Source organism: Rhizobium sp. Pop5, assembly GCF_024721175.1.
Classification (GTDB): Bacteria; Pseudomonadota; Alphaproteobacteria; order Rhizobiales; family Rhizobiaceae; genus Rhizobium.
The window spans coordinates 473,782-487,187 of the sequence record NZ_CP099401.1 but is presented as its reverse complement, the minus strand read 5'-3'; the positions used below and the strand labels follow the sequence as shown (position 1 = coordinate 487,187).

Genomic DNA, 13,406 nt, shown 5'->3' with positions numbered 1-13,406 from the left:
TATTCCATCGCCGTGACAGGCGAATTCAGTGACCGAACCAGGCGACCGGAGCGGTCACCAGCGCGGGGAAAAGAACGAGCAGAAACAGAACGATCAGTTCGGCGATCATGAAGGGGATGACGCCCTTCATCAGTTCTTCCATCGAGAGCTTGGAAACGCCGCAAATGACGTTGAGCACGGTGCCGACGGGCGGCGTTATCAGCCCGATCGAATTGTTGATGATGAACAGCACGCCGAAATAGATCGGGTCGATCCCAGCCTGCTTGATGATGGGCATCAACACCGGCGTCATGACGAGAATCGTCGGCGTCATGTCCATGGCCGTACCGACCACAACGATCAGCACCATGATCGCAAGCAAGAGCAACGTCTGATTGCCCATGAGGGGCTCGACGAGGGCCGCAAGCTCGCCGGGCACGTCGGCGACTGTGATCAGCCAGGCTGAAACGGCGGCGCAGGCGACGAGGAACATCACCACCGAGGTGATTTTCGCAGCGGCGACAAAGACCTCGAACAGCCGCGACGGCGGCAATTCGCGATAAATGACCATCGACACGAAGAGCGAATAGACCGCCGCGACGACGCCGGCTTCGGTCGGCGTGAACACGCCGAATTTCAGGCCGACGATGATGATGACGGGAAGCATCAGCGCCCAGATGCTTTCGACGAACGCCTTCATCCGTACGGCGCCGCTTTGTTTCGGCGGCAGGGCGAACTGTTCCTTGCGTGCCACGATCAGCCATGTAACGCAAAGGGCAGCACCGATCATCAGGCCCGGAAAGATGCCGGCCAGAAACAGCTTGGTGATCGAGACCCCGCCGATGACGCCATAAAGGATGAAACCGATCGAGGGCGGGATGATCGGGCCGATGATCGAGGCCGAAGCCAGCAGACCGCCGGCACGGGCCGGATCGTGGCCCGATTTCAGCATCATCGGAAAGAGCAGGGCGCCGAGGGCTGCCGCATCGGCGACGGCGGAACCGGAAAGGCTGGAGAGAACGCAGGCCGCGAAGATCGCGACAAAGCCGAGGCCGCCGCGCACATGCCCGACCATGGCCATGGCGAGATTGACGATGCGGCGCGAAAGGCCGCCGGTATTCATCACCTCGCCGGCAAGCAGGAAGAAGGGCACGGCCATTAGCGGGAAGCTGTCGGCGCCATTCAGCACGTTCTGCGCGACGATCTGCGCGTCGAACATGCCAAGATACATCATCAGCGCGACACCGGTGATGATGAGGGCAAAGGCGATCGGTACGCCGAGCGCCATCGGGCCGAGAAGAGCGCCGAGGAAGATGGTGACGGTCATGGCGCGCTCCTCAATGCTTCGGCTTCAGAACGGGAAAGGCCGTCTGCGCTGGATCTTCGAGCGCCGCCTGCTCCTCGCTGTCACGAACAAGTGCCGCGGTCGTCACGTCGATGCGATCGGTCGCAATCGCGAAAGCGTCCCAGAGCAGGATGAAAAGGGCCGGCACGCCGAAGGCGAGCCCCGCGCCGTAGAAGACGCCCATCGAAATTCCGGTCGCCGGGGCCGAGACGTGAAGATTGATCAGCGTCTGGGTCCAACTGCCGCTGATCATCAGCCATGTAGCGACCAGCATCATGCCGTAACCGAGAAGCACAGCGAGCTTGGCGACAGGTTTCGGGAGGCGCGTGATCAGCGAATCCACTCCGAGATGAGCGTGCTCGCGCATCGCCAGAACGGCGCCGAGGAAAGTCAGCCATATGAAGAAAATGCGCGACAGCTCCTCCGAGGAGGTAATGCCCTGATTGAAGGCGTAGCGAAGCACGACATTGCCGAAGACGAGCACCACCATGGCCGCCAGCAGCAGGGCGATCGTCACCTTCAGCACGAAGAAATAGTAATCGATGATGCGGGTCATGCGCTCCTCCCCAAGCGTGGCCTTGCTTCTGCCGGCCGACCGTCCTCAGACACGCCAATGCGCGTCTTAACCGAGGTATTGCCGTTGCGATCAACCCCTCCGCTGTTCGCCTCCTCAAAATGTACTAACTAGTTCGTATGTCAAGCGACATCTATTGAAACATGCCGCCAACGTGAATAAGACTGACGGGCACGCAGACTGAAGCATTTGCTTCACATGCAGCCGAACGCCGAAATTCGATAGATAAAGCAAGAGATTAGAAAGAGCGGTCATCAGACTTATGGCGGAACGGGGCGAAAACGGCCGAAAGAATGATCCACAGCAGACGAAGGAGGATATTCTCCTCGTCGCCACCGAGGAATTCTCGACCCATGGGCTGGCCGGCGCCCGCGTCGACTCGATCGCCGAGAAGACGCGCACCTCGAAGCGGATGATCTATTATTATTTCGGCAGCAAGGAGGGGCTCTACCTCGCCGTCCTCGAACAGTCCTATCGCAAGATCCGCTCGCTGGAATCCGATCTGCATCTCTCCAATCTCGAGCCGGAGGCGGCGTTACGGACGCTGATTTCTACGACCTTCGATCACGATGAGGCCAATCCCGACTTCGTCCGCCTCGTCAGCATCGAGAATATCCATCACGCTGCGCATATGCTGCGCTCGGAGGCGATCCGCGATCTCAACGTCTCCATCATCGAGACTATCGCCGGCATTCTGGAGCGCGGCTTCGACCAGGGCGTCTTCCGGCGCAAGGCCGATCCGATCGACATCCATATGATGATCAGCGCCTTCTGCTTCTTTCGCGTTTCGAACCGCTACACGTTCGGCACGATCTTCCGGCGTAATCTCTCCGAGGGCGAAACTATCGAACGCCATCGTGGAATGATCGCCGACGCTGTCGTCAGCTACCTGAAAAGCTGACGGCTCAATTCGAGGGCTCTGCCTCAGCCGCGCGTGGATTGGGCGGGGAGGGTGATTTCGAACTCGGCGCCGGTGCCGGTCGTCTGCCGAAGGTGGATCGTGCCGCCATGAGAGCTCAGCATGGCGCGGACGATGCCGAGACCCATGCCCGTGCCGCCCTGTTCGCGTCGGGTCGAGAAGAACGGCTGAAAAACACGCTCGCAATTTGCCTCGGAAATGCCGCTGCCGTCGTCGCGGACAAGAATGACGGCCGTTCGGGTATCGACCGACACTGCGAGTTCCAACATCGTGGCGCCGTGCTGCAGGGCGTTTTCGGCAAGGTTGGCAAAGACGATTCCGGCTGCTTCCTGGGGAAGAGAAACCGATATTGCCATGTCGCCTGCGCCTGATATCTCGAGGGCGGGAAATCGCCCACGCAGCAAGGATACGATGTCCGCGACGCTGATCTGGCCCTCGGCCAAAGGTGTTTCCGCTTGCGCAAGCTCTCTCAGCCGCTGCAGCAATGCGTCCAGCCGCACCGCGTCGGCGACGATATTGTCGAGAAAATGCAGGCGCTGCGCTTTCGTCATCTGCCGCTCGCCGTCATCGTCGCGCAAAAGCTCCGCCGCACCGCGGATAGCTGTCAGCGGCGACTTCAGCTCATGAGAGACGTGAGCGGCAAAGGAGCGGACATATTCGGTACGATCGACCAGTTTCCCCGCGAGATCGAGGAAGCTTTGCGATAGCACCGCAATCTCGCGCGTTCCGTGGCTTTCGAGCGGCCGGATCGCCGCCTTGCCGCCGCGGGCGATCTCTTCCGCGCGGGCGATCAGGGCGTCGATGGGCCCGGTAATGGTGCGCGTCAGCACATAGGCAACACCGAGCGTCAACAGGAGGACGACGACGAGGGCGCCGATTTCCGTCGGCGCCATTCCGTTCGAATTCGCCTCGACGGCGCGAAACCAGACGACGATCAGGATCGGCAGCGTCATGACGGTCAAAAGCACGGCATAGACGATCAGCGCCAAGGTCGGCCGCCACTTCGTACGGACTTTAGGCGCCGGCATCAGGCCTTCCTCCCGACGTCGCCGCCGAGCTTGAAGCCGATACCGTGAACGGTTGCGATAACCCCGGAACCGCCGGCGGCGACGAATTTGGCCCTGATATTGCGGATATGGCTGTCGATCGTCCGGTCGGAGACATAGGTGTTCGGACCATAGGCCGCTTCCATCAGCTGTTCGCGACTGAAGACCATATCCTGATGTGACAGCAATGCGTCGAGGATGGCGAATTCCAGCGCTGTCACAGCGATGGCATTATCGCCGAACATGACCGTCCTGCCGCGGCGATCGAGGCTGAGGTCGCCGGCAACCAGGGTGGCGTGTCGTCTGTCGGGTTCTGTTTCACTGCCGCTACGCTTCAGGATGGCCTTTACCCTCGCGACGAGTTCGCGTGGGCTGAAAGGTTTGGTGACATAGTCGTCCCCGCCGATTTCGAGACCCAACACCCTGTCGATCTCCTCGTCGCGCGCCGAAAGAAACAGGATCGGCAGGCCCGAAGTCTTGCGGATCTGCTGGCAGACATCCAGACCGTCCATGTCAGGCATGCCAATATCGAGAATGATGAGATCGAGATTGCCGCGGCGGAAGGCCGCCATCGCTTCGGTGCCGTTGCGAGCCACCGCCGATACGAGACCGGCGCGATCGAGGGCAAAGCAGATCACATCGCGGATGTGAGGTTCGTCGTCGACGACGAGAATGCGCGGCGCCATTGCCAGTCCTGCGTTGGTTTGTCGTGCCTGTTGTTATCGTTCTCGTTCTATCTTGCAATGGGATCCAGAAGATAGTTCTCCAGCCGCGCCGCCCGGAAGGTCCAGTTCCGCCAGTCACGCCGGCGCATTTCGAAATTCGTGGAGAGGTAGTACCGAACTGTCATCGCCCGGGTCCTCTGGTCGATCAGCCGGTCCGGCAGCTTGAGGAGATAGAGATCGAGCGCCGGAATGACGGACGGACCCAGCGAGGAGAGATAATCCAGGTCGAGCGGCGGGCCTTCCTGGCTGATTTCCTGACTGTGAACGACATTGAAGCGGGCGATGAAAGCCGGGATATCGATGAAAGCGCTGACGTAGAGCACAGCAACCAGGGAGACGAGGTTGGCGGCGATCAGCCACTCGTTGGAGCGTTTGAGCAGAATGCGCAGCAGGATCAGGATAAGCCCGATGGCGACGAGACCCATCCAGACGCCGGCGGCGACGCGCAGTTCCGTCAGCGAATAGACTTCAACGTAGAGCCCGAGCCGCAGCATCGACGACAGGCAGAGAAGAACGTTCTGGCCGATCCAGGCGTGGACGAGGCCGCGGATCAGCGCACTGTGATCGCCAGGCCCGCCGCGCCGCATGGCGATGAGGACGAAGCCGGCGGCAAGAAGCGCTGTCGCGATCAGGGGATAGGCGCCGCGATGCGCATATTCGGCATGGCTCATGTGATCGGGCAGATCAGCGCCGCCCCAGAGATAGACGAGATCGAGAAGCGTCTGCACGGCAAAAACCGCGTTGAACAGGGCGAGCGAGCGCAACAGCGAGGCATGCCCGAGCGGTGCATTTCTGGCGGGCACGACCATGAAAGCCCTGTCGGTCTGCGACCGCACAGAGCGGCGCTTCAGACGCGGCCGGAACATCGCCCAGACGATGATGGCGACCGTTATCCAGAAGCCGATCCGCCAAAGATCGAGGAATTGCAGGAGGATGGCAAAATCAATGCTGCGCAGCGCAATCTCGATAAGCGGGTTCGCAGCCGCAAAGAGAGACACGAAAACCGCTGCGAGAACGAGCGGCATGACCCAGAGACCGACGCTCTGCCTGACCCTCGCGAAGGAGAAATGTTTGGCCGGCGTGGCGCCATGTTTCCAGCAATCCTCCGCGAGCCGCAGGGGAATGACGAGGATGAAACGGAAAAACACGAAGGGCAGGCTTGTGAGGCGACCGGGGATCAGCCTGGCCGCGACGAGGGCAACCAACATCAGCGCCCCGAGACAAAGGGCAAAACCCGCCAGCGAGGGGGCCTCCAGCAAGGGCGCCGAAGCCAGCGTCAAGAAAATCAGCAGGAAAACCGCCGTCAAAGGCGATGGCCTCTTGGGAGCCGAGAGCAAAATGCCGGTACAGACGGCGAAGGCAAAGAGGAGAAGGTTTATCCCAGGCGCCTTATCAAAAATCAGAAAGTCCGCAAGCGCAACGAGCGCGAACAGGCCGGCAATCGGGCCGTTGCCACGCCTGATGGGCATCGGTCCCGTCAAGGTATCTGATATATCCATTGCTGCTCCTCTCGCAGATGCCGCTTTTCGGTTTCGATGAGCATAACGACCTGCTTCGCCGCGGCAGGCGCACCCCGACGCTCGCTGTCCTGCGCTAGCCACCACCCGTCATTGCGCAGGCGATCCGGCAAGGCCGGCAGGGTGATGCGGGGCGGGATGTCGTTCTTACTCATGGCGGGAAGATGCCGCGCCGAATTGCAGTTTTTGTGCAGAGGATGAGGAACAATTCAGGAAATCGCCGAGATCCAACGGGATCGTGGAGCGGGCTTTCTAATTCACGATTCCCGCGGAAGGCTCTTTCCATCTGTCCGGACCGGCGGCGGCGCTTGCCTTTCAGCGATCGGAATCGAGGCGATCAGCCTGGCAAGCGCTGCCTGGGACCGCACCCCGGTTTTACCGAAGCATCGGCCGGTATGTGTTTTCACCGTATTGGAGGAAATGCCGAGAGCCTGGGCAATCTCAGGCAGATTCATCCCGCTGCCGATTAGCGCTGCAACCCGCGTTTCGGCTTCCGTGAGGCCGAAGATGCGCTGTAGCTGTTGCGCCTGCCGGCGTGTCTTCGCCTCCGGATCGACGATATGAATGAGGACACGTGCCCCACCGTCGACCGCGTCCCAGATGGAAACCGCCGCCGGTGCAAGCGGCGTGACCATCACCAGATACGGTGGCAAACCCGATGGCCGAGAGATCGACAACGCTCCTTCGAAAGGCGTGTCTTCGCCATTGGCAATCATCAGAGCCTGATGGACGGCGGTCGCCAGGCGCAGGGAGCTTTCGGAGATGTGGGCGGCAAGCGACGGTCTTTCGGATCGGCTGAGGAAAATGCCATCGGCCCGCCGAATCAGTGCCTCGGCCGCCTTATTCAGAAGAAGGATCGCACCGCGCCCGTCGATCAGCACGGCCGCGTCGGCAATGGCATCGATCAATCTTTGCGACAATTCGGGTGCGCGGGCGATCCGACTCATTTGAAAAGAAAGATCGATCGCGCGCGTCAGATGCGGGCTGAGCAGCTTCAGCCGAGCTGCCGCCTCGGCAACATGCTCATCCTGCCGGCGAGACAGGAAAAGGGCGACACCACCGATGCCTCCGCGCTCATGCAGGCTGGCATGCGGTAGGAAGAGCTGGTTGAAGATGTCCTGAGGTTCACAGATATCGGCATAAAAGGCCGAATGCCGGACGGCCTCGGCATCGATCAGCGTGTTGCCGATCGCGATTTCGCCCGGCTTCACCTTCTCGAATGCGCGGGCATAGGGGTTGGACGTGTAACGCCGGAGGTAAAGCGTGTTCAAATCGTCGCGCATCCGGCCTGGGATTAAAAAGCTGCCGCGGCCGTCAGGCGACTGATAGACGATATTCCCACCGACCGCGCCGACGTAATCGACGATCGAGCACAGCGCATTCGGCCAGAGCTCGGACCGGGCCGCAGCCTGATAGACCGTGTCAATGATGTCGACATGATCCATATCAGCCGCTCCCGTTTTCATGATGACGGTTCCGCCAATTGGGACGATCGCTACATGTAGATTGTTTCATCACTGTCCAAGGCGAGGCAAGACCCGATCGAGGCGATCCGCGCGCCTATTCCGGGGACGGGAAGGTGGCCACCAATGAGGGGGTGAATGATCTTGGGGGACGATGTGATGCCCATCATCTGAAACGCGGCGAACGCTTGGCATTGTGGAGCAGTTCACAGGCTGTCGCGAATGGTCCGAAAAGCCTGAGCAGCAGCACCTGCTCTTCGGCATCTATTTGATGGCGAGCGCAATATTCGGTAACGGACCAGACCTTCAGCAGATCGTCCGTTGCGATTTGTTTGGGTTCGACATGTTCGGTCAAGGGCTTGTCCTCCGAACATGAAGACTACGCCTCGCAGTATTTTATAAGAACTAGCTAAAAAGAGTTAGATCAATACCGTACCAGGCAATGCATCAAGATAGGTAATAAGCGAAGACGCCCGCCGATGGCTCGGCGGGCGTCCTAGCTCACTGATCTACCGTCGTCACTCAGACGGGGAAATGGGTAGCATCAAAATCCGTGCCGGTGATGTTCAGCGTCACCTTGGCAGAGTCCGTGTGGCCTTCGCCATCGGAGATTTTGTAGTAACGGAGAACTTCCGTGACATGATCGCCGGCAGCGATATCCGAGGTCAGTTCGTAGGTGAACGAGCCATCCGCCTTGACGTGGAACGTGCCGTACGTGCCAGCGACGTCGGTGACGGCGTCAGTCGCACCGTTTACCTTCGTGTTGAGGAACTGACGGAGGATGAGCTTGCCGTTGTCGCCAGCAATGTCGTTGGCCAGAACGTTACCGCTAAGAGCGCTACCTTCGGTGAAGTTGAAGGTATCTTCGACAGCGACCGGCTTGATCTGGGTTACGCCCTGGATGTTCAGGGTGAACATGCCGACGTCGGTGTGACCGGCGCCGTCGGAGATCTTGTACGAAACCTTTTCGACCAGTGTCTCACCATTGGTGAAGCCGATCTTGGCGGCGTCGCTCAGGACATAGGTGTAGCTGCCGTCCGGCTTGACGAAGAAGGTACCGAAATCGCCATGGATCTCAGTAACCTGGTTGTTGCCCTGCTTGGCACCGACGCTTTCGCCGTCGAAGGCGCGCAGGAACAGGTGGCCGTTGTCGGAAGAATCGTTGGAAAGCAGATTTCCGGAAATTACGTCAGTTTCTTGAAATGTTGCACTATCATCAGTTGCGTGTATCGGCGAAGCCATAACTCTCTCCTAAAAATTGTTTATCGACGGGTCAATCTGACCTTGGCGAGCGGCTCCTTTAACAACTGATTAGTACTATAAGTCAATAACCTATTTAACAGAAGGTTAATTTCATGTCGGTTTTCCCGTTGCTTCATTTCCTCATGGAATAAATGCATATTCAGGCAAATTTGAAGAAAATTTGATAAACCAATACGCGGATAACTTGAGCAAAAGGCAAAAACTGTTACTTCCGGTGGAGTTTTTTGACGCCGCTGGCCAGTACCGTTGCAATCGCGGTCTCCGACACCTATTTTACAGCTGCGGCCCGAAACCATACGGCTCGCGGATGACATGCTTGCGCACCGGCCATGCGGCCAGAGGCCGCACGATAAGCAATCCCACACACAATCGATGACCCCGGCCGTGGCCGGCAAAGGATTTTTTTGAACAACACAAATAAAGCCACCGCGGCTGCGGCGGTCAAACCGCGCGAAGGTGATGAGGCTGTCCGCCGTGCCGCCGGGACCTGGAAGCCGTCCCCCTGCCTTCTCACCCGCCGCGAATTGCAGGCGCTGATTGCCGAGCAGCTCGGCTGAATACGACCGGCCAATATATCCCAACAAGGAGAACTCGAAATGCAGGTACTCGTCAGAGACAACAATGTCGATCAGGCTCTCAGGGTTTTGAAAAAGAAAATGCAGCGCGAAGGCCTGTTCCGCGAAATGAAGGAACGGCGCGCCTACGAGAAACCATCCGAACGCCGCGTCAGGGAGAAGGCGCAGGCGATCAGCCGGCAGCGCAAGGTCGCCCGCAAGAAGATGCAGCGTGAGGGCCTGCTTGCCGGGCGGAAGCGGACGGCTGCCCGCTAACGGCTTGCGACGGGAGGCATCCCAGGCCTCCGTAATTATATCCGGAAGGACAGACAATGGACGAACTCAACAGCCTCACCGTTTCGGAGGAACGCCTCGAAGATTGCCGCGATGTCGTGGAGCCGGATCTGCAGGATCTGATCCAACGCGCCCTGATATCCGGATTTTCGCGGGAAGAAATCCTCATCGCCGTCAGCGAACTGGTCGCCGAAGACTTTGCGGTGGTCGTGAAAACGCCGAGCGTTCATTAAGGACGACCACGAGAAGATCAGCGAATTATCGCGATAGCGCCGATTTCAAGCTCTGACGCCGCTCAATGCTGGTTGGCCGATGCCTTGACGAAATCGATGAAAGCCCGCAGCGGCGCAGGCACGAGGCGCCGTCCGGGATAATAGAGGAACGGACCGGAAAAGCGCTGCCACCATGGTTCGAGGATCGGCTCAAGGGCGCCGCTGTCGAGATGCGGGCGCAGCCAGTCCTCGAAAACGTAGACGATCCCCGTACCCGATATTGCAGCGTCCACCTTAAGATCGGTCGCCCCGCCGATCCTGACGATCAAGGGGCCGCTCGGTTCAACCCGAACGACCTCGCCGTCTCGCTCGAATTCCCACGGCGTCGTCAGCGCGCCACTGGCAAAACGGCCGAGCAGACAGGCATGGCCGAGCAATTCGCTGGGGTGCTGCGGCCGGCCATGACGATCGAGATAATCAGGGGACGCCGCAGTGGCAAAGCGCTGCACGCGCGGCCCGATCGGCACGGCGATCATATCCTGTTCCAGCCGTTCGTCATAACGGATGCCGGCGTCGCAGCCCGCGGCGATCACATCGACGAAGCTCTCCTCGGTGACCACCTCCAGCCGGATATCGGGATAGGCTGCAAGAAATCGTGGAATGATGGCGGGTAGCACCAGCCGTGCCGCGCTGACCGGCACATTGAGGCGCAACGAACCGGCGGGCTTATCACGAAACCCGTTGACGACGTCGAGGGCGGACTCCACCTCTGTCAGCGCAGGGCCGAGCCGTTCCAGCAGACCCTTGCCCGCCTCGGTCGGAACGACGCTGCGCGTCGTGCGGTTGAGCAGCCTGACGCCGAGCTGCGCCTCCAGGCGACGAACCGCCTCGCTGAGAAAGGAGGCGCTGCCGCCGCTTGCGCGCGCGCCTTCGCGGAAACCGCCGGCCTGCGCCACCGCCACGAAGGCATTCAAATCACCCAAGTCGACTTTCATTGTTCGCCACCCCGCACAGCCCGTACGGATTATACCCGGTTTTCACGCGACCGGACAGCGCCTAACTTGGTGTCATCTCTTGAAAGGAGTTGGGTTCATGTCCACTATCGATCAGTCCGGTACGTTCACCATCGGCGACCGTCGCGTCAAACGGCTCGGCTACGGCGCCATGCAGCTTGCGGGTCCAGGCGTTTTCGGCCCACCCAGGGATCATGGCGCAGCCCTGGCGGTGTTGCGCGAAGCCGTTGCGTCAGGCGTCAATCACATCGATACCAGCGATTTCTACGGCCCCCACCTCACCAACCTTATCATCCGCGAAGCGCTGCACCCCTATCGCGACGATCTCGTCATCGTCACCAAGGTCGGCGCACGGCGCGGTGCGGATGGATCATGGATTCCGGCTTTCTCGCGCGAAGAGCTGACGCAGGCGGTACACGACAACCTGCGCAATCTCGGCCTGGATGTGCTCGACGTGGTCAACCTCAGGATCATGTTCGACGTGCATGGCCCCGCCGAAGGATCGATAGAAGAGCCGCTCGCGGTCCTTGCCGATCTTCAGCGACAAAGTCTGGTCCGTCACCTAGGCTTAAGCAACGCCACGTCGAAACAGATCGCCGAAGGCCGCGGGGTCACCGAGATCGTCTGCGTGCAGAATCAGTACAATCTGGCGCATCGGGCCGATGATACCTTGATCGACGAGCTTGCCGGCAAGAACATCGCCTATGTGCCGTTCTTCCCGCTCGGCGGCTTTACCCCACTGCAATCGTCCACGCTCTCCAACGTCGCCGCACGCCTGAACGCCACGCCCATGCAGGTGGCGCTCGCCTGGCTGCTGGGTCGCGCTCCGAACATCCTGCTGATCCCCGGCACCTCATCCGTCGGCCATCTCAGGGAGAACCTCGCCGCCGCCGGGCTGGCGCTGCCGGAAGACGCTTTCGAGGAACTGAACCGCATGGCTGATATCGCCGCCTGACGGCATCCGGGTGGCAGAAGATCGGGTGGTGATGTCAGATAAACGTGGCGTCAGTGAATTGGGCATAGAACGAGCGGTAAGGCCGCCAAGGATGTCGTTTAACTTACTGCTGGACGCCATCTAACGGGTGTCGCCGCGAGTTCGAAGTCCAACCCTACTTCGCCCGTTCCAAGATCGCCACGCAGTCCGGGCATTTGCGAATGCGCCGTTCCTTTCCATCGGCCCGTTACAGCAGCATGAGCGACGCCAAGGAGAAAAAGAGCGCCGGGAACATCACGACGGTCCCGAGCTTCAAAAATTTCCAGCTGCTGATATGGAGGCCTTCGCGGCGCAGCGCCGACAACCACAGGATCGTTGCCAGCGACCCCGTGACCGACAGATTGGGCCCGAGATCGACGCCGATCAGGACAGCGCCCGCCACCTTATCCGAGACATGCGCCGCCTGGACTGCGCTACCGGCAACCAATCCGGCCGGCAGATTGTTGACGAGATTGCAAACGACAGCGACAAACACGCCGGCCACGCCGACCGCCTGTGCCTGCGAAGCCGAGGCAAGGGAGGCAAGCTCTCTGGAGAGAAGCCCTGTTACACCAGTGCGATCAAGAGCTTCCACGATCACGAACAGACCCGCCACCAGCGGCAGGACGCTCCAGCTTATGCCCTTTATCGTTTCGACGGGGCTCTGCCGCGTCAGCATCAGGACGAGTGCCGTAGTGATGGTTCCCGCGAGAAAGGTTGGAACACCAAGATCGGCATGCATGGCGGATGCTGCCACGAGGATGATCGCCGTCACCAGAATTCCCCAACCTGCGAGGCTGGCGCTGCGGCTAAGGGCCGGGCGCTCAGCACTGGCGGCAAGGCTTTCTTCCGAAAGAATGCGCCGCTGCGTCCAGTAAAGGCAGACGAAGGTGACGACGATGGAAACGATCGACGGCACGAGGAATGTCGACAACCAGCGTGACAGAGGCGGCATCTCGCCGCCGGCGAAGATCACGAGATTGGCCGGATTGGAGATCGGCAACAGGAAGCTCGCTGCGTTGGCGATAAACGCGCACACCAGCAGATAGGGCATCGGGTCCCGAACCCGGGCTGCCCGGCAGGCGGCGTAGACAGCAGGCGTGAGCACGACGGCCGTCGCATCATTGGATAGAAAAACGGTCACGACGAGACCGACGAGATAAACGAGGACGAACAGGCGCCTGGGAGAACCCTTGGCATGCGAGGTCGCAATGGCGGCGATCCAGTCGAACAGGCCTTCCCGTCGCGCAAGCTCGGACAAGAGCATCATGCCGATCAGGAAGAGGTAGACATCGATGCCCTTGGCGATCCCCGCCAAGGCGTCGGCCGGTCCGATGAGCTGGAAGGCAAGCAGGACAAGAGCTCCGAGGGCCGCCCAGATCGCCTCCGGCCAACGGAATGGCCGCGTGACGACGCCTGCCGCGGTGAGCCCGGCAATACTCCATATGAAGGCATTCTCAGTCATTCGTATCTTATTTATTGGGCAGCGAGGCAAAAAAATGGCCGCGGTGCGTGTTGCAGAACGGACT

15 protein-coding genes are annotated in these 13,406 nt (G+C 60.1%); 4 read left to right on the top strand and 11 right to left on the bottom strand.

Annotation, left to right across the window (positions count from 1 at the left end):
* Window positions 1–25: 25 nt before the first annotated feature.
* Together NE852_RS28020 and NE852_RS28015 are read right to left on the bottom strand one after the other, a co-directional pair.
* Window positions 26–1,306, bottom strand: coding sequence for a TRAP transporter large permease subunit (locus NE852_RS28020; protein WP_008530103.1), 1,281 nt, complete (start codon window positions 1,304–1,306; stop codon window positions 26–28).
* Window positions 1,307–1,316: 10 nt separating this feature from the next.
* Window positions 1,317–1,880, bottom strand: a complete 564-nt coding sequence (locus NE852_RS28015; protein WP_008530102.1) for a TRAP transporter small permease — start codon at window positions 1,878–1,880, stop codon at window positions 1,317–1,319.
* 280 nt (window positions 1,881–2,160) lie between these two features.
* Here NE852_RS28015 and NE852_RS28010 point away from each other — a divergent pair, with 280 nt between their 5' ends.
* Window positions 2,161–2,799: a TetR/AcrR family transcriptional regulator gene (locus NE852_RS28010; protein WP_008530101.1), complete on the top strand. Its 639-nt coding sequence runs from the start codon at window positions 2,161–2,163 to the stop codon at window positions 2,797–2,799.
* A 23-nt stretch (window positions 2,800–2,822) separates the two neighbouring features.
* Here NE852_RS28010 and NE852_RS28005 read toward each other — a convergent pair whose 3' ends face one another.
* The 7 genes from NE852_RS28005 to NE852_RS27975 form a co-directional block, all read right to left on the bottom strand.
* Window positions 2,823–3,845: a HAMP domain-containing sensor histidine kinase gene (locus NE852_RS28005; protein ID WP_258156902.1), complete on the bottom strand. Its 1,023-nt coding sequence runs from the start codon at window positions 3,843–3,845 to the stop codon at window positions 2,823–2,825.
* On the bottom strand, window positions 3,845–4,549 hold the full coding sequence (locus tag NE852_RS28000; protein ID WP_008530093.1) for a response regulator transcription factor: 705 nt from the start codon (window positions 4,547–4,549) through the stop codon (window positions 3,845–3,847). The genes NE852_RS28005 and NE852_RS28000 overlap by 1 nt, the downstream gene beginning before the upstream one ends.
* Before the next feature lie 47 nt (window positions 4,550–4,596).
* Complete coding sequence (locus tag NE852_RS27995) at window positions 4,597–6,087, bottom strand: DUF4153 domain-containing protein (RefSeq protein ID WP_258156901.1); 1,491 nt, start codon at window positions 6,085–6,087, stop codon at window positions 4,597–4,599.
* A gap of 275 nt (window positions 6,088–6,362) precedes the next feature.
* Window positions 6,363–7,571, bottom strand: coding sequence for a helix-turn-helix transcriptional regulator (locus NE852_RS27990; RefSeq protein WP_128623573.1), 1,209 nt, complete (start codon window positions 7,569–7,571; stop codon window positions 6,363–6,365).
* 163 nt (window positions 7,572–7,734) lie between these two features.
* Entirely contained in the window at window positions 7,735–7,923 is a 189-nt protein-coding gene (locus tag NE852_RS27985; protein WP_258156900.1) for a hypothetical protein, read from the bottom strand.
* Between the two features lie 167 nt (window positions 7,924–8,090).
* Window positions 8,091–8,810, bottom strand: coding sequence for an Ig-like domain-containing protein (locus NE852_RS27980; protein ID WP_008530083.1), 720 nt, complete (start codon window positions 8,808–8,810; stop codon window positions 8,091–8,093).
* A 20-nt stretch (window positions 8,811–8,830) separates the two neighbouring features.
* A complete protein-coding gene (locus NE852_RS27975) occupies window positions 8,831–9,415 on the bottom strand; it encodes a hypothetical protein (RefSeq protein WP_205621962.1) in 585 nt (194 codons plus the stop codon).
* Between the two features lie 12 nt (window positions 9,416–9,427).
* Between NE852_RS27975 and rpsU the strand changes: the two genes are divergently transcribed.
* Together rpsU and NE852_RS27965 are read left to right on the top strand one after the other, a co-directional pair.
* Window positions 9,428–9,661 carry a 30S ribosomal protein S21 gene (gene rpsU, locus NE852_RS27970; protein WP_008530079.1) on the top strand — a complete coding sequence of 78 codons (234 nt, stop codon included), beginning with the start codon at window positions 9,428–9,430 and terminating at the stop codon, window positions 9,659–9,661.
* Between the two features lie 56 nt (window positions 9,662–9,717).
* Window positions 9,718–9,912 carry a hypothetical protein gene (locus tag NE852_RS27965; RefSeq protein WP_008530078.1) on the top strand — a complete coding sequence of 65 codons (195 nt, stop codon included), beginning with the start codon at window positions 9,718–9,720 and terminating at the stop codon, window positions 9,910–9,912.
* A 62-nt stretch (window positions 9,913–9,974) separates the two neighbouring features.
* Here NE852_RS27965 and NE852_RS27960 read toward each other — a convergent pair whose 3' ends face one another.
* Window positions 9,975–10,886, bottom strand: coding sequence for a LysR family transcriptional regulator (locus tag NE852_RS27960; protein ID WP_008530077.1), 912 nt, complete (start codon window positions 10,884–10,886; stop codon window positions 9,975–9,977).
* 97 nt (window positions 10,887–10,983) lie between these two features.
* On the opposite strand from NE852_RS27960, the gene NE852_RS27955 reads away from it, so the two are divergent.
* Window positions 10,984–11,859 carry an aldo/keto reductase family oxidoreductase gene (locus NE852_RS27955; RefSeq protein WP_008530075.1) on the top strand — a complete coding sequence of 292 codons (876 nt, stop codon included), beginning with the start codon at window positions 10,984–10,986 and terminating at the stop codon, window positions 11,857–11,859.
* 226 nt (window positions 11,860–12,085) lie between these two features.
* Here NE852_RS27955 and NE852_RS27950 read toward each other — a convergent pair whose 3' ends face one another.
* Window positions 12,086–13,342 (bottom strand): arsenic transporter, encoded by a 1,257-nt coding sequence (locus NE852_RS27950; RefSeq protein WP_008530073.1) that lies wholly within the window; start codon window positions 13,340–13,342, stop codon window positions 12,086–12,088.
* Window positions 13,343–13,406 lie beyond the last annotated feature (64 nt).